Origin of the sequence: Vogesella indigofera, from assembly GCF_003633895.1 — a bacterium.
GTDB lineage: Bacteria > Pseudomonadota > Gammaproteobacteria > Burkholderiales > Chromobacteriaceae > Vogesella > Vogesella indigofera.
In genome coordinates this window covers 112,318-127,239 of sequence record NZ_RBID01000020.1, presented here as the reverse complement: position 1 = coordinate 127,239, position 14,922 = coordinate 112,318, and the positions used below count along the sequence as shown (strand labels likewise).

Annotated in this window: 12 protein-coding genes and 1 pseudogene; 5 read left to right on the top strand and 8 right to left on the bottom strand. The window is 69.3% G+C overall.

The genetic code is table 11. From position 1 onward, the window contains the following. The first annotated feature begins 21 nt into the window (after positions 1-21). Positions 22-1,203, top strand: coding sequence for a benzoate/H(+) symporter BenE family transporter (locus tag C8E02_RS16910; protein WP_120812835.1), 1,182 nt, complete (start codon positions 22-24; stop codon positions 1,201-1,203). Between the two features lie 202 nt (positions 1,204-1,405). On the opposite strand, the gene C8E02_RS16905 is transcribed toward C8E02_RS16910, so the two are convergent. Further along, a complete protein-coding gene (locus C8E02_RS16905; RefSeq protein WP_047967606.1) occupies positions 1,406-2,554 on the bottom strand; it encodes an HD-GYP domain-containing protein in 1,149 nt (382 codons plus the stop codon). A 144-nt stretch (positions 2,555-2,698) separates the two neighbouring features. Between C8E02_RS16905 and C8E02_RS16900 the strand changes: the two genes are divergently transcribed. Continuing rightward, complete coding sequence (locus C8E02_RS16900; protein ID WP_120812832.1) at positions 2,699-3,298, top strand: phosphorylase family protein; 600 nt, start codon at positions 2,699-2,701, stop codon at positions 3,296-3,298. A gap of 137 nt (positions 3,299-3,435) precedes the next feature. On the opposite strand, the gene C8E02_RS16895 is transcribed toward C8E02_RS16900, so the two are convergent. Next, positions 3,436-3,831, bottom strand: coding sequence for a ribonucleotide reductase subunit alpha (locus tag C8E02_RS16895; protein ID WP_120812830.1), 396 nt, complete (start codon positions 3,829-3,831; stop codon positions 3,436-3,438). A gap of 278 nt (positions 3,832-4,109) precedes the next feature. Between C8E02_RS16895 and C8E02_RS16890 the strand changes: the two genes are divergently transcribed. Continuing rightward, the gene (locus C8E02_RS16890; RefSeq protein ID WP_120812827.1) at positions 4,110-4,712 is read left to right on the top strand and encodes a CBS domain-containing protein; all 603 of its coding nucleotides are present in this window, start codon (positions 4,110-4,112) and stop codon (positions 4,710-4,712) included. Between the two features lie 349 nt (positions 4,713-5,061). Here the strand turns inward: C8E02_RS16890 and C8E02_RS16885 are convergent, their stop codons facing one another. Continuing rightward, positions 5,062-5,526 (bottom strand): Lrp/AsnC family transcriptional regulator, encoded by a 465-nt coding sequence (locus tag C8E02_RS16885; protein ID WP_120812824.1) that lies wholly within the window; start codon positions 5,524-5,526, stop codon positions 5,062-5,064. A 137-nt stretch (positions 5,527-5,663) separates the two neighbouring features. Here C8E02_RS16885 and C8E02_RS16880 point away from each other — a divergent pair, with 137 nt between their 5' ends. Continuing rightward, entirely contained in the window at positions 5,664-6,569 is a 906-nt protein-coding gene (locus C8E02_RS16880) for a DMT family transporter (protein ID WP_120812821.1), read from the top strand. A gap of 97 nt (positions 6,570-6,666) precedes the next feature. Here C8E02_RS16880 and C8E02_RS16875 read toward each other — a convergent pair whose 3' ends face one another. The 5 genes and pseudogenes from C8E02_RS16875 to adh form a co-directional block, all read right to left on the bottom strand. Beyond that, positions 6,667-7,302 carry an META and DUF4377 domain-containing protein gene (locus C8E02_RS16875; RefSeq protein WP_120812819.1) on the bottom strand — a complete coding sequence of 212 codons (636 nt, stop codon included), beginning with the start codon at positions 7,300-7,302 and terminating at the stop codon, positions 6,667-6,669. A gap of 209 nt (positions 7,303-7,511) precedes the next feature. After that, on the bottom strand, positions 7,512-8,099 hold the full coding sequence (locus C8E02_RS17860) for a methyl-accepting chemotaxis protein (RefSeq protein ID WP_369793043.1): 588 nt from the start codon (positions 8,097-8,099) through the stop codon (positions 7,512-7,514). A gap of 228 nt (positions 8,100-8,327) precedes the next feature. After that, a pseudogene (locus tag C8E02_RS17855) lies at positions 8,328-9,500 on the bottom strand (FIST signal transduction protein); the annotation flags it as partial. Between the two features lie 211 nt (positions 9,501-9,711). After that, positions 9,712-10,863: an L-threonine dehydrogenase gene (yiaY, locus tag C8E02_RS16865; protein WP_120812813.1), complete on the bottom strand. Its 1,152-nt coding sequence runs from the start codon at positions 10,861-10,863 to the stop codon at positions 9,712-9,714. A 180-nt stretch (positions 10,864-11,043) separates the two neighbouring features. Then, positions 11,044-12,558, bottom strand: a complete 1,515-nt coding sequence (gene adh / locus C8E02_RS16860; RefSeq protein ID WP_120812810.1) for an aldehyde dehydrogenase — start codon at positions 12,556-12,558, stop codon at positions 11,044-11,046. A 272-nt stretch (positions 12,559-12,830) separates the two neighbouring features. On the opposite strand from adh, the gene C8E02_RS16855 reads away from it, so the two are divergent. Further along, positions 12,831-14,684 (top strand): sigma-54-dependent Fis family transcriptional regulator, encoded by a 1,854-nt coding sequence (locus C8E02_RS16855; protein WP_120812807.1) that lies wholly within the window; start codon positions 12,831-12,833, stop codon positions 14,682-14,684. Positions 14,685-14,922 lie beyond the last annotated feature (238 nt).

Below are 14,922 nucleotides of genomic sequence, written 5' to 3'. Positions count from 1 at the left end.
CCTCTGACCTGAAGGACTACCATGTTCAAACACCTACCCCCGTCGACCCTGATCACCGGTGTGCTGACCATCGCCGTCGGCTACACCGGCCCCTTTCTCATCATCGTGCACGCCGCGCAGCAGGCCGGCCTGACCCCGGCGCAGCTGGCCTCGTGGCTGTGGGCGGTGTCGCTCGGCTCCGGCGTGGCCGGGCTGTGGCTGTCGTGGCGCTGGAAGATGCCGGTGATTACCGCGTGGTCCACGCCCGGCGCCGCGGTGCTGCTGGCGTCCCTGCCCGGCGTGCCCTACCCGGAGGCCATCGGCGGCTTCGTGCTGGCCGGCCTCGCGGTATGGCTGGTCGGCGTCAGCGGCGCCTTTGACGCGCTGATGAAACGCTTTCCGCCGGCGCTGGCCGCCGCGCTCTTGGCCGGCATCCTGTTCCGCTTCGTGGTGGAGCTGGTGCCGGCTGCGCGCGATCATGCCGCGCTGGTGCTGCCGATGGCGCTGGCCTTCTTCGCCGGCCGCCGGCTGTGGCCGCGCTACGCGCTGATGGCAGCGCTGCTGCTCGGTTGCGTGCTGCTGGCGCTGCAGGGCGGTTTTGCCGCCACGCCGACCTTGACCGCCACCGCCAGCGGCCCGCTGTGGACCACGCCGCAGTTCAGTGTCGCCGGCCTGAGCAATATCGCGCTGCCGCTGGCGCTGGTGGCGCTGACCGGCCAGTTCCTGCCCGGCATGGCGGTGCTGAAAAACGACGGCTACGACCTGCCGGCGCGGGTGCCGGTCAGCCTGCTGGGCGGCGTGTCGCTGCTCTTGGCGCCGTTCGGCGGCCACGGCGTGGTGCTGGCGGCGATCACCGCGGCGATGTGCACCGGCCCCGAATGCCATCCCGACCCGCAACAGCGCTGGAAGGCCGGCGTGGTGGCGGCACTGAGCTACCTCTTGGTGGCGGCGGTGGGCGGCTCGCTGGTGGCCTTGCTGCTGGTGCTGCCCAAGGCGCTGGTGATGGCGGCGGCGGCGCTGGCACTGTTCGGTACCCTGGCCTCGTCGCTGACCGCGGCACTGGCGGGCGACAGCCAGCGCGAGGCGGCCTTGCTGACCTTCGTGGTGGCCGCCTCCGGCGTCAGCATCGCCGGTATCGGCGCGCCGCTGTGGGCGCTGCTGGCCGGCGTCGCCGCCAGTGCGGTGTTGCGCTGGCAGCCACGGCTGGTGGCGCGCGGCGCCTGAGCGGGCGGAGTCTCACGCGGAAAAGAAGGAGCCAGGCTTGCGGCCAACCTTGCTGCCCGGCACGGGTTCGCGAGCCAAAGTCAGCGCAGGTGGCATGGATCAAAGAACGCCGTTGCAGTTGCGATCAACACGCCTGCTGTGGCCATGTCCAACACCGGATCACCCCATCAGCGATCGGGCGCCGCCGATCGTGAAGCAACACTCAGCGCCGCTGCCACAGCCGGATCAGATAGGCCGGCTTGACGCCGGTGCTGCCGCGGCCGACCGCCTTGTTGATGCGGAATGGCAGCTGGCGGGTATCGCGCAGCAGCGGCTCGGCGTAGGGCGGGCCGTCGCGACGGCGCAGCGCCGCCACCCGCGGCGTGTTGGCGCTGTCGCCGCGGTAGGTGACCACCGCGATCTCGCCGCTGGCCAGCTCGACAAAGCTGCCCGGCGGATACACGCCCAGCTCCTTCACCAGCGCCGCCAGCTGCGCCGGATCGTGGCCGCCGGCCGGATCGCGGAACAGCGTCGCCAGCGCCTGCGACGGCAACAGCCGCCCGCTTTCCACCTGTTCCCCCAGCTGGTCCAGCAGCGCCAGCAGGCGCGCCAGCGGCGGCACCTCGTCGCCGCGCAGCGCCTGCGGGTAGCCGCTGCCGTCCGGCTTTTCGTGGTGGCACTGCACCAGGCTGTGCCACAGCTCGTCGTCGATGCCGGCCTCGCGCAGGATGGCGGAGCCGATCACCGGATGGGCGAGCAGTGCCGCACTCTGCGCCTCGCTCAGCGGCTCGTCCTGCTGCCGCAGCTTGCCCAGCAGGCCGACGATGGCGATGTTCATGGTCAGCGCCGCACCACAGGCGCTGTGCAGCGTCGCCGCGTCCAGCCCCAGGCGGCGGCCGAGCACCGCCAGCGTGGTCGCCACTCGCAGCCCGTGTGCGGCAGCGGGCAGGCGGCTGTCCAGCAGCAGGCTGGCCGCCAGCATGCCGTCCGGCAGGCGCTGGCTCAGTTCCAGCAGGCTGGCGAGCACCTCGCGCAGCGCGCTGCCCAGGCCGCGCACCGCCAGGCCGTGACTGAGCAGGCCCTCGACGCGGTGCAGCAGGAATTCGAACTCCACCAGCGGATTGCACGGCTGCGCCAGGCTGTCCTGCTGCCGCCGCGCCGCGCGTTCCTGCTGCTCGCGTTCCAGCCGCGCCGCCACCGCCTCGCTGTCGCCGTGGCCGGCGGCGAGCAGGCGCTCGCGCTGCTCCGGGGTCAGCACGTAGTGGCCCTTCTTCAGCAGCAGGATGCCGCTCTCGTGGTAGACATCGACCGGTAGGGGCTGGCCGAGGCGGACGAAGGAGGACGGCAGTCGGGTCTTGGCGGAATCGGCCATGGCAAGGGCACCGGCGACGGGATTATTCAGTAATGGCTCAAATTCCTGAAAAGAACACCACTAAATGCAGGCCGCCGCCGCCCGGCCGCGCCGGCCGATGTGGCATAGTGGCGGCTGTCCCTTTTCACTAGCCCGCGAGCCGCCATGAGCATCTGCATCCTCTTTCCCACCGCCACCGAGGCGCGCCAGTTCCAGCACCCCGGGGTGCACACCGTGGTCAGCGGCGTCGGGCTGACCGCCACCGCCTACGCCACGCTGAAGGTGATCCACGAGCGGCGGCCGTCGCTGCTGATCCTGGCCGGCATCGCCGGCATGTATCCGCAGGCCGGGCTGGCCATCGGCGAGGTGGTGCTGGTCAGCTCGGAGGTGGAGGGCGATCTCGGCTTCTTCACGCCGCAGGGCTTCACCCATCTGGCGCAGCTGCCGCTGGAGATGGCGTTCGAGCGCCGCCATACGCTGCACTGCCCGCACCTGCCGGCGGCAAGCCCGCTGCGCCGCGCGCGCAGCCTGTCGCTGAACGCGGCGCTGGCGCCGTTCGTGGACAGCAGCGAGGTGGAGATCGAGAACATGGAGGGCGCCGCCTTCTTCCATGTCTGCCAGCAGGAAGGGGTGCCGTTTATCGAGCTGCGCGCCATCTCCAACGTGGTGCAGCCGGGGCACGACGACTGGGACATGGACGGCGCGGTAACGGCGCTGCACGCGGCGCTGACCCAGCTGCTGGCGCAGTTGCCGGCGGCGGGCTAACGCCGCTCACGCCGCGTCTTGCCGCCGTCGCCGGGGGTGTCCGGCTGCCGCACACGAAGCCGCACGCAACAACGGCCCGCCGCAGGGTGATCCCTGCCCGGGCCGTTTGACAAGCTGCTGCGCCGGCTAAGCCGTGGTCACAGGAACTGCAGCAGCGCGCCGTCGCGATTGAACGCGAGGTAACGCGCGACGTCGCCGCCGGTCTGGATGGTCTGCACCATGCGCTTCAGCGGGCCGTCGGCGTCGGCGCTGCTGCTGCTGTCGATGGCGGCAACGAACACCAGCTGCCAGCGCGCGTCCAGCGCATCGGCGTCCTGAGCCAGCTGCGCGAAATCGCCCAGCTCGGCCGGGGTCTTGTCGACACACAGGATGGGCTGCAGGATGCCGCCTTCGCCGGCGGCGAAGCGTTCTGCTTCCTGCGCGCTGTGGTCGTCGTGCAGGCGGCGCTGGCAAAAGGCGAACAGCAGGCGTTGCGGGGTCGGCTGGGCGCGGGCGGCGGCCAGCAGGCTGGCGAAATCGGTAATGGCGGTCATGGCGGGCGGTCCTGATACACGGGGCGGGACTAACAGTGTACGGGCGGCGGCAACTGTTGCCGATACGCCAAAAGACGGAGCCGGCTAGCTCCTGTGGTTGACGAAAATCAGCTGCCGGCCACGAAAAACGCGCCAGGCGCCGGCAAAGCGTGCTTAGATAAAGACACCGGGGTGCCAATGGGGAAGCGTGATGGTGTTGCCCCCGGTATTGCGCACCGCCGTCGGGAGCTCGTGCCCGGCGCGCGGCAAAACCAGAAAACAGACGAGGAGCGCCCGCCATGGACACCCAGTACCAAGCCCTGACCACCCTTTCCCTGCCGCAGACCACCGACCTGATCCACGTCGACCAGCGCCCGCAGCGCACGCTGTCGCTGAAAAGCCCGGCGCTGGACGTGATGACCGACCTGAAGGTGATCGACCCGGTCAGCATCTGCGAGGACGCGCTGCTGCACGACGCCCACGAACGCATGGTCAGCCACGGCATCCGCCTGCTGTTCGTCACCGACCGCGAGGGCGCGCTGACCGGCCTGCTCACCGCCTCCGACGTGCTCGGCGAGCGGCCGATGAAATGCATTCAGGAACGCGGCAAGCGCCACGATGAACTGCTGGTGTCCGACGTGATGACCCCGCGCCGCGAGCTGGAGGCACTGGACATGGCCGAGGTGGCGAACGCCAGCATCGGCCAGCTGGTCGCCACCATGAAGCACACCGGCCGCCAGCACGCGCTGGTGGTGGAGCTGAACGGCAGCAGCAAGCACCTGGAAGTGTGCGGCCTGTTCTCCACCTCGCACATCGCGCGCCGGCTCGGCATCTCGCTGAACTTCATCCGCGTGCCGCAGGCGTTCTCCGAGATCGAACACGCGCTGCTGCACGAGGACTGAGCCACGGCGCCTTAAGCTAAGCCGGACAATATTGCGGCCAATCTTGATCAAGGTTGGCCGCATTCGTTTGCAGGGTCGCGTCCAGCGCCGCTAACAACACCTCGCAGCGCAGCTGAGCCTAGGCGCGCCGACGCAGACCGTACCAGTCGTACGGCAAGGAGGCGCAACGCAGGATCAGGGGTTTGGTTTGCGGCGCTCAGAACGTGTTCACGATCTCGCGCGCTCACACGAGGCAAGGCGAAAACGGCCGAGGAAGCGGCGTTTATCCCGATATAAATCCGCATGCCGAAGCGGTTTTCAACGTCGTATCGCCCCGTGAGATCAGTTGCAGCCGATCGTGAACAGGTGCTCAGTCCGGATCGGCCGGCACCGCGGTGCGGTACTTGCAGGTATTGATCACCACCAGCGACTCGAACTCGCGCACGTGCGGGTTGTTCATCAGGTGGGCACGGGCGAAGCGCTCGTAGTCGCCCATGTCGCGCACCAGCACCATCAGCACGAAATCCGGACGCCCGGTGACGTTGTAGCACTCCATCACCTCCGGCGCCGCGTCCATCGCCGCCTTGAACGCGTCCACCAGCGGCGCCTGCGCACGCTGCAGCATCACGTTGACCACCAGCCGCAGTGTGCGGCCGAACAGCGCCGGATCGACCAGCGCCACCTCGCGCCGGATGATGCCCTCGCTGCGCAGCCGCTTCAGGCGGCGGGTGACCGCGGTCGGCGACAGGTTGACCGCTTCGGCCAGCGCGTCGTGGGTCTGGCGCGCGTCTTCCTGCAGCAGCACCAGCAGTTTGCGATCGTAAGCATCCAGCATGTCAGGAATCCTGCGTCAACAGCCATTCAAAAGCAGCGTCGCTGCACTGTGGCGCATGATAACGCAGCAAGCGGCAGCGGCGGGCTTTCTACACTGTGAGCATCGCATCGGGCAGACGCCCGCCACCGGAGCCTCACATGAGCACCCTCAATCCCGCCCGCCGCCTCGCGGCCAACCTTGCCGCGCTGTCCGCCAGCCGCTGGCTGCCCTACGCGCTGTTCGCCGGGCTGGTGACGATGTGGGCGTACAACTACGTGGTGATGAAGGTGACGCTGCAGGCGGCGACGCCCATCACCCACCTGATCATCCGCACCACCATCGGCAGCCTGACGCTGTTCGGCGTGCTGCTGGCGCGCGGCCACGGCCTCAAGCCGCAACGGCTGAAGCAGACACTGCAGGTCGGGCTGACCACCACCTTCGCCTACGGCCTGACGGTGACGCTGGCGCTGGTGGCCGGCGCCGCCGGGCGCACCTCGGTACTGGTGTTCACCATGCCGTTCTGGGTGGCGCTGCTGTCGCGCTGGCTGCTGGCGGAGCCGTTCACCGCCAACGCGCGCCGGGCGCTCGTCGCCGGCTTTGCCGGGCTGATGCTGATTGTGGCGCCGTGGCAGCTGCACGGCGTGCTGCCGATGCTGCTGGCGGTGCTGGCCGGCTTCCTGTGGGCGCTGGGCTCGGTGCTGACCAAGAAGACCGCGCAGCAGGGCCAGCTCGACAGCCTGAACTTCTCCGGCTGGCAGGCGCTGATCGGCCTCGCGCCGCTGCCGCTGCTGCTGCCGTTCGCCGATTTCGCCGCCATCCACTGGTCGCCGGCCTTCGTGCTGGGCATGATCTACTCCGGCGTGTTCTCCAGCGCGGTCGGCTGGCTGGCGTGGCTGTGGCTGCTGCGCCGCCTGCCGGCGTCCACGCTCAGCTTCAACGCGCTGGTGATCCCGGTGCTGGCGGTGGCGATGGCCGCCACCAGCCTGGGCGAATGGCCAGGCAGCGGCGAGCTGCTGGGCATGCTGCTGATCGGAATGGGCATCGTGCTGATCGCGCGACGCTGAGTTTCCGGTAACCACAAAAGACTGCGGCCAACCTTGTGCAAGGTTGGCCGCAGTCTTTTTGTGCGATGCGCCGCGCGTTTTACGGCGCGACCCGCTGCTATTCAAGTTTCTGTTCCAGCACCTGGTCCAGCACCCAGCGCACGGATGGCGCGTCGGCAGGCGGCTTGGCGACTTTCACTTCCCTGATGCGCAGGCGGTAGGCGATGCCCGGCTCGGGCTTGAAGCCCTCGATCTCGCCGTAGTGCAGCTGCCACGGCGCGTCCTTGCTGTCGCGCACCTGCAGGCACTGCATCGGTGCCACGCCGCTGCACGGCTTGCGTTCGGCGGCGACGTAGACCAGCCGCGTCGGCGCCGCCGACAGATCCTCCTGCTGCCGCAATTCCAGCTGCTTGCCCGGCCCGGCCAGCAACAGGTGGCCGTCCTGCTGCCGCACCGTCGGCCGGCTATTGAGCAGCAGGCTGAGGTCACGGTCGCGCGCCATCGACACCGCGTCGCAGGCCATCATGGTGCTAGCCAGCTGGTCGACGATCAGTACGCCGTTCTCGACGCGGGCGGTGCCGAACAGGCGGTTGCAGCCGCCGGACACGGACAGGCGGCCGTTTTTCAGTTCCAGTTCGATCGGCGGCTCGTTGTCGCCGGCCGACTTCCAGCGGCCGTCGGGTTGCGGCGTGGTGGCGGCGCAGGCGGCCAGCAGCGCGGCGGAGATGAGGGCGGAATAGCGGGACAGGCTCATGCGGGCTCCTTGTGGCAGGGCGCCGGCAACAACGCGGCGCAGGGCGGCAGGGGAACACGCGCCCTGCCAGGATGGCCGCAAGGCTAACGGCCACCTCATGCCAGCGTCAATCAGGCGCTGGTTAAGCTTTGTGAAGCCGGTCACACACCGTCACACAAACGCTTGCGGCCAACCTGTCAGGGTTGGCCGCAAGCGCAGTACGGGCAGGCTTACTGCTGTTCCAGTTTCAGGATCGCGTCCAGCTCCTTGTCCACCGCGCGCATCTTTTCGTACAGCGCCTCGGTCTGGCCCAGCATCTCGTCCACGCGCAGCTTGCTGTGCTGCGAGGTTGCAGCCAGTTGCTGCAGGGTGCCGACCACCTTGCCCATCTCGCCGGCAAAGGCGCTGACCTGGCTGCCCATGTCGCGCACGTCGCCGCCGACATCGCGCACCCCGTTCATCACGTTGTCCACCGCCCCGCCGGTGGCATTCAGGTTCGACTGCGTGGTGTTGGCCAGCTTGCGCACCTCGTCGGCGACCACGGCAAAGCCGCGCCCGGCCTCACCGGCGCGCGCCGCCTCGATGGCGGCGTTCAGCGCCAGCAGATTGGTCTGTTCGGCGATCTTCTTGATCATCTGCATCACCTCGCCGATCTGCTGCGCATCCTTTTCCAGATGGCCGATGCGTTCGGTCACCGTGCCGGCGGTCTGCGCGCCGCGATTGATCTCGCTGCCGAAGCGGTGGATGTCGTTCTCGATCACGCCCAGATGCGACACCAGCTCGGTGGTGGCATCGCGGAACAGCGGCAGGCTGGCCATCAGCTGCGCGGCAAAGCTCTTGTAGCCGTTCAGCTCGGCGATGACGCGGCTCTTCATCTGCCCGGTCATCTGCTCGCGCGCCAGCTCGCGGCGGTAGAAGTAGTTCTTGAAGTTGGCGTAGTGCACCGGGAAGCGGTCGACGAAATCGTCGCTGAACGCCGCCGTCGCCGGGTAGAAGAAGATCGCGGTCAGCGTCTGGTTGATGTTGACGCCGAGCAGCTCGCCGAAGGTGGAAAAACCGGCGGCGGGGATGTCGCCGTAGACGTTGGCACGCGCCAGCGCGCCGGCGTTGTTCAGCCGCCGCAGGATGCAGTCGTTGAGGATGGCGCCGACCGCGGCCGGCTTGCCGGCGCTGAAGGCGGCAAAGTCGCGGCGGGTGTGCTCGGCGAGATCGGTGCTGCGCAGCAGGTGCAGCCGCTCGCCGAAGGCGAGGTCGCAGGCGAACTGCAGGTAGCCGCCGGCCTCGTTCACCGCCAGCACCGAGCGCACGAACAGCTCGCCATTGATCTTGATGCCGAAGCTGTGGCTTTGCAGCTTGGCCGCCAGCTGCTGGCGCGGACAGCGGAAGTGCGCGGACAGCGCGTCGAGCACGTTGCGGATCTCGCCGCTGTGTTCATCGATCACCGAGTGCACGCGGCGCAGCTCGGTGCTGGCCTCGGCGATGGTGAAGTGGCTGCCGCTGTCCTCGAAGTTCTGGCTCTTGAACACGCCGTAGCGGTAGGCCGGCGCCAGCTTGATGAAGGCGAACACCGCGTGGCCGTCGCGCACCTGCTGGCCGTCGTACAGCCGCGTCATCGAGAAATCCAGCGGCCCGCCGGCGGAGCCGCCGACGAACAGGTAGGGCAGCTTGCCGGATTCGTACAGCGCCTCCAGCAGGTAGCTCTCGCTATTGGACAGGCCGTCGACCAGGGTCAGCACGAAGCCCTCGTCGTGGCGCATCGCGAACGGCAGCCGGATGCGGCCAACGTGCTCCTGCAGCCGCGCGATGCGCGCGGCGTGGCTCAGCACCGGGCTGCCGGCCTTGATGTCGTCGCAGGCCAGCGCCACCGCCTCGATGTGCACCCCGGCCAGCAGCGCCTCGTCGAACAGCTGGAACACCATGCTCTGCCACTGGCCGTCGGCCGGCAGGTACAGCGCGTCGCCAGCCTGGCGGCTGCACAGCTCGCCGGCGGTGGTGGTCAGCAGCATCTTCGCCTGCGGGAAATGGCGCGCGATGCAGCGGCCGATCTGTTCCAGGTTGGCGGACGGGTTGACGTAGCCCAGCACCAGCCGCACCCGCGGACTGGCGCTGGCGGCCAGCGCCGCTTCATAGCTGTGGCTGTCGCTGCGCAAGACCTGCAGCGGCGGGATGGCGCTGGCGGCAGCGGGCACACGGGTGGCTCGGTTACGGAAAAACGACATGCGGACTCCAGCGGTTGGGGGCGGGCAGACCACCGGAAGGTGGCGCCGGCGGCCGGCGGGCAGGGTGCCGCGCCAGCCATGACATCAAAATGATAGGCCCAAAAAAACCCGTCTGTGTTGCGACACATCAGACGGGCAAGGACAAGGCAGCAGCACTGCGGCGACAGCGGGAGGGAGCCCTGCCGCCGCAGTACCGTGCCAGGAGGACGGGTTAGAGCGCCTGGCGGAAGATGGCCTCGATCTCGGCTTGGCTGGCCGGGCGCGGGTTGGTCAGGCCGCAGGCGTCCTTCAGCGCGTTGGCGGCCAGCAGCGGGATGTCGGCTTCCTGCACCCCCAGCTCGCTGAGCCGGGCTGGGATGTCGATGTCGGCGGCGAGGCGGCGGATGGCGGCCAGGCAGCATTCAGCGGCGGCGGCGGCATCCAGCGCCGCGACATCCTCGCCCATCGCGGCGGCGACATCGGCCAGCCGGCCGGCGGCGACGCTGGCGTTGAAGGCCTCGACGTGCGGCAGCAGCAGCGCGTTGCACACCCCGTGCGGCAGGTCGTAGAAGCCGCCGAGCTGGTGTGCCATCGCGTGCACATAGCCGAGCGACGCGTTGTTGAAGGCCATGCCGGCGAGGAACTGGGCGTAGGCCATCTGTTCGCGGGCGTGCAGGTCCTGGCCGTTGCGCACCGCGGTGCGCAGGTTGGCCGCAATCAGCCGCACCGCCTGCAGCGCACAGGCGTCGGTGATCGGGGTGGCGGCGGTGGACACGTAGGCCTCGATGGCGTGGGTCAGCGCGTCCATGCCGGTGGCGGCGGTCAGCGCCGCCGGCTTGGCCAGCATCAGCGAGGCGTCGTTCACCGACAGGATCGGCGTCACGTTGCGGTCGACGATGGCCATTTTGATGTGGCGTGCCTGGTCGGTGATGATGCAGAAGCGCGTCATCTCGCTGGCGGTGCCGGCGGTGGTGTTGATGGCGATCAGCGGCAGCTGCGGCTTGGCCGACTTGTCGACGCCCTCGTAGTCGCCGATGTGGCCGCCGTTGGTGGCCACCAGCGCGATGCCCTTGGCGCAGTCGTGCGGCGAACCGCCGCCGAGCGAGATCACGCAGTCGCAGCGTTTCTCGCGCAGCAGCGCGAGGCCGGCCTCGACGTTGGCCACCGTCGGGTTCGGCTGCGCGCCGCTGAAGATGGTGGCCTCGATGTCCTGCGCCTGCAGCAGCGCGGCGACCTTGGCGGCCACGCCGGCACGCGCCAGCCCGGCGTCGGTGACGATCAGCGCGTGGCGGAAGCCGTAGCCGCGGATCGCCTGCAGCGCGTCGTTGAGACAGCCGTCGCCGATCAGGTTGACCGGCGGAATGAAGAAAGTGGTCGTTGTCATGGTAAGTAATCCCTATGTCTGGCTTTGCCCGCCGCCATGCTGCGGCCCGGCGATGGTTCATCTGCGACTGCTGGCAGGGGGTGCGTGCTGCGCCAGCGTTCGGGTATTGCGGTACGGCGCGGCGGCAGGCAGCCCGCCGCGCCGGTGATGCTGGCCGGCCTGCGCCGGCCGCGCTCAGCCTCAGAAGAAGCCGAGCTTGTCCTCGCTGTAGCTGACCAGCAGGTTCTTGGTCTGCTGGTAGTGGTCGAGCATCATCTTGTGCGTCTCGCGACCGATGCCGGACTGCTTGTAGCCGCCGAACGCCGCGTGCGCCGGGTAGGCGTGATAGCAGTTGGTCCACACCCGGCCGGCCTCGATGCCGCGGCCCATGTGGAAGGCGGTGTTCATGTCGCGGGTCCACACCCCGGCGCCCAGGCCAAACGGCGTGTCGTTGGAGATGTGCAGCGCCTCCTCGACGTCCTTGAACTTGGTCACCGACAGCACCGGCCCGAAGATTTCCTCCTGGAAGATGCGCATCTTGTTGTGGCCCTGGAAAACCGTCGGCTGGATGTAGTAGCCGTCTTCCAGATCGCCGCCGAGGTGGGCGCGCTGACCGCCGGCCAGGACCGCGGCACCTTCTTCCTTGCCGATGGCGAGGTAGCTCTGGATCTTGTCCATCTGCTCCTGCGAGGATTGCGCGCCGATCATGGTGGACGGATCCAGCGGGTTGCCCTGCTTGATCTCGGCCACGCGCTTCAGTGCGCGCTCCATGAAGCGGTCGTAGATCGACTCGTGCACCAGCGAGCGGCTCGGGCAGGTGCACACCTCGCCCTGGTTGAGCGCGAACATCACGAAGCCCTCGATCGCCTTGTCGAAGAAGGCGTCATCCTTGGCGGCGACGTCGGCAAAGAAGATGTTCGGCGACTTGCCGCCCAGCTCCAGCGTCACCGGAATCAGGTTCTGGCTGGCGTAGTTCATGATCAGGCGGCCGACCGGGGTGGAGCCGGTGAAGGCGATCTTGGCGATGCGCTTGCTGGTGGCCAGCGCCTTGCCGGCCTCGGTGCCGAAGCCGTTGACGATGTTGAGCACGCCCGGCGGCAGCAAATCCCCCACCAGCTCGGCAAAAATCAGGATGGACAGCGGCGTCTGCTCGGCCGGTTTCAGCACCACGCAGTTGCCGGCGGCCAGTGCCGGCGCCAGTTTCCACGCCGCCATCAGGATGGGGAAGTTCCACGGGATGATCTGGCCGACCACGCCCAGCGGCTCGTGGAAGTGGTAGGCGACGGTGGTGGCGTCGATCTCGCCGAGGCTGCCTTCCTGCGCGCGGATGCAGCCGGCAAAGTAGCGGAAGTGGTCGATGGCCAGCGGGATGTCGGCGGCCAGCGTCTCGCGGATCGGCTTGCCGTTGTCGAAGGTTTCGACGGTGGCCAGGGTGTGCAGGTGCTGCTCCATGCGGTCGGCGATGCGCAGCAGGATCAGCGAGCGCTGGGTCACGCTGGTCTTGCCCCAGGCGGCCTTGGCGGCGTGGGCGGCGTCCAGCGCCAGCTCGATGTCGGCCTCGTCGGAGCGGGCGATCTCGCACAGCGCCTTGCCGGTGACCGGGGTCAGGTTTTCGAAGTAGCGGCCATTGACCGGCGGCAACCAGCGGCCACCGATAAAGTTGTCGTAGCGGGATTTCAGGTTCAGGCCGTACTGGGCCGGGGTAATGGTGCTCATCGTCTCTCTCCTGTTGTCTTGGCTCACCTCAAGCGGGTGTGGCTGCAACAGTGCACGGCGCGTGCCAGCGTTTTCTGATGCTGCACCGCAGCGTGCGGCCAACCTTGCAACGGCGGCCACCGCCGCGTGCCGATGTTGCAGCGCGCCAGCGGCGCTGTTTTTTTAGCGCTTGTTCGCCACGCCCGGGCGCGCATAATCGGCGGAGCGAGCCGAGCGCCGCTGTCGCAGCCTGACACACCTGTCGCGACACACTGACACAAGCCGGAGCCACCATGTCGTCCTTGCCGCTAGCCGAAATCCGCCGCCGCTTTTTCGAGGGCGAAACCCTGCCCGACAACAGCGTGCCCAGCCCGATCCTGCACTCGTGGCGGCGCTGCCTCGGCCTCGGCCTGTCGGCGGCGCGGCTGCGGCTGCCGGACAAGCTGGACACCGCCAGCCTCGGCAGTCGGCAGCAGGAAAACGCCGACTGGCTGCAGCTGGCGCGGCCGGCGATTGACGCGCTGTTCGACAGCGTGGTCGACGACGGCCACGTGGTGATCGTCGCCGACCGCCACGGCGTGATCCTCGACCAGATGGGGCACCCGGCCTTTCTCGACCGTGCCGAGCGGGTGGCGCTGCTGCCGGGCATGGACTGGCGCGAGGACGTGCGCGGCACCAACGCCATCGGTACCGCGCTGGTGCTCGGCGGCCCGGTGCGGGTACGCGGCAGCGAGCACTACCTGGAGCGCAACCGCCAGCTGTCGTGCACCGCCGGCGCCATCGTCAGCCCGCAGGGCGAGCTGCTGGGCGTGGTCGATGTCTCCGGCCTGCCGCGCAAGCTGGGCGACGCGCAGCAGCAGCAGGTGCAGGCGGCGGTGCGCCATATCGAGCAGCGCCTGTTCGACGAGCAGGCAGGCGCACTGTTCGAGCTGCGCTTCGCGCCCGACGCCGCCACGCTGACCACGCCGCGCTGCGGGCGGCTGGGCTTCGACGACGACGGCGTGCTGCGCGCGGCCAACCGTGCCGCGCTGGCGGCGCTGGGGCTGGACTGGCCGGCGCTGGGCCACAGCCGCTTTGCCGCGCTGGCCGGGCAGAGCCTGGAACACTGGCTCAGCCGCCACGGCATCGGCGCCGCCTCCTTGCGTCACGGCGGCCAGCTGTACTCGGCGCGGCTGCTGCCGCCCACACCACGGCAGGCGGCGCCCGCAGCGGTGCCGACCGATCACGCCGCCGCGCGCCCCGGCCGGATGGCCGACAGCAAGGTTGGCCGCAACGACGCCGGTGCGCTGCCGGACGGCCTGCTGCAGCGCGGGCAGCGGCTGCTGGAGGCCGACATCCCGGTGCTGGTGCTGGGTGAAACCGGCGTCGGCAAGGAGCGCTTCGTGCAGGCGCTGCACGCCGCCAGCAGCCGCGCCGCTGCGCCGCTGGTGGCGGTCAACTGCGCGGCGATTCCGGAGGGGCTGATCGAGGCCGAGCTGTTCGGCTATGAGGAGGGCGCCTTTACCGGCGCGCGCAAGCAGGGTGCCAAGGGGCGCCTGCGCGAGGCCGACGGCGGCATCCTGTTCCTCGACGAGATCGGCGACATGCCGGCCAGCCTGCAGGCGCGGCTGCTGCGCGTGCTGCAGGAGCGGCTGGTGGTGCCGCTGGGCGGCGGCATCGGCCAGAAGGTGGACGTGCGCATCGTCGCCGCCACCCACCGCAACCTGGAGCACGAAGTCGCCGCCGGCCGCTTCCGTGCCGACCTCTACTACCGCCTCGGCCACTATCCACTGCGGCTGCCGCCACTGCGCGAGCGCGGCGACGTGGCGCAGATTGCGGCCAACCTGCTGGCGCAGCACGGCGGCGCGCGGCGCGGGGTGACGCTGTCGGCGGCGCTGGCCGACTTCATCCGCCGCTACCCGTGGCCGGGCAACCTTCGCCAGCTCGACAACCTGCTGAAGACGCTGCTGGCGCTGGTCGACGACGGCACCGAGCTGGGGCTGGCCCATCTGCCGGACACCCTGCGCGAACACCATCCGGCGGCGGCCAGCGCCGCCAGCGGGCAACTGGCGCAACTGCTGCAACAGCACGGCGGCAACGCCAGCGCCGCCGCCCGCGCGCTGGGCATCAGCCGCAGCACCTTCTACCGCCGCCTGCGCCAGGGCTGAGACTCACCGGCGGAGCGGCGAAGGTGCCGCCAGCAAGCTGGCGGTGCAGCCGGCCTGCCGTTGCCGATCCCGCCGCCATGCTCCCGGCTTGGCCATGGCGCCAGCGGCCGCGCCGGACACGAGCGCCACGCTAGCTCTGGCCGCCGCCGGCGAAAATAATTTCACCATGACAAAAGACTACTGACAGCAGGCTGTCAGCAGCCGGTCGCGATACTGGGCAACGGCAAACCCTGCCGCC

What these genes read in the sequence shown, in the direction of transcription:
- C8E02_RS16910 (WP_120812835.1), top strand. Translation starts at nt 22, where the DNA reads ATGTTCAAACACCTACCCCCGTCGACCCTGATCACCGGTGTGCTGACC.
- C8E02_RS16895 (WP_120812830.1), bottom strand. Translation starts at nt 3,831, where the DNA reads ATGACCGCCATTACCGATTTCGCCAGCCTGCTGGCCGCCGCCCGCGCC.
- adh (WP_120812810.1), bottom strand. Translation starts at nt 12,558, where the DNA reads ATGAGCACCATTACCCCGGCCCAGTACGGCCTGAACCTGAAATCCCGC.
- C8E02_RS17860 (WP_369793043.1), bottom strand. Translation starts at nt 8,099, where the DNA reads ATGGCCAGCCTGCCGCTGTTCCGCGATGCCACCACCGAGCTGGTGTCG.
- C8E02_RS16890 (WP_120812827.1), top strand. Translation starts at nt 4,110, where the DNA reads ATGGACACCCAGTACCAAGCCCTGACCACCCTTTCCCTGCCGCAGACC.
- C8E02_RS16905 (WP_047967606.1), bottom strand. Translation starts at nt 2,554, where the DNA reads ATGGCCGATTCCGCCAAGACCCGACTGCCGTCCTCCTTCGTCCGCCTC.
- C8E02_RS16880 (WP_120812821.1), top strand. Translation starts at nt 5,664, where the DNA reads ATGAGCACCCTCAATCCCGCCCGCCGCCTCGCGGCCAACCTTGCCGCG.
- C8E02_RS16885 (WP_120812824.1), bottom strand. Translation starts at nt 5,526, where the DNA reads ATGCTGGATGCTTACGATCGCAAACTGCTGGTGCTGCTGCAGGAAGAC.
- C8E02_RS16875 (WP_120812819.1), bottom strand. Translation starts at nt 7,302, where the DNA reads ATGAGCCTGTCCCGCTATTCCGCCCTCATCTCCGCCGCGCTGCTGGCC.
- C8E02_RS16900 (WP_120812832.1), top strand. Translation starts at nt 2,699, where the DNA reads ATGAGCATCTGCATCCTCTTTCCCACCGCCACCGAGGCGCGCCAGTTC.
- yiaY (WP_120812813.1), bottom strand. Translation starts at nt 10,863, where the DNA reads ATGACAACGACCACTTTCTTCATTCCGCCGGTCAACCTGATCGGCGAC.
- C8E02_RS16855 (WP_120812807.1), top strand. Translation starts at nt 12,831, where the DNA reads ATGTCGTCCTTGCCGCTAGCCGAAATCCGCCGCCGCTTTTTCGAGGGC.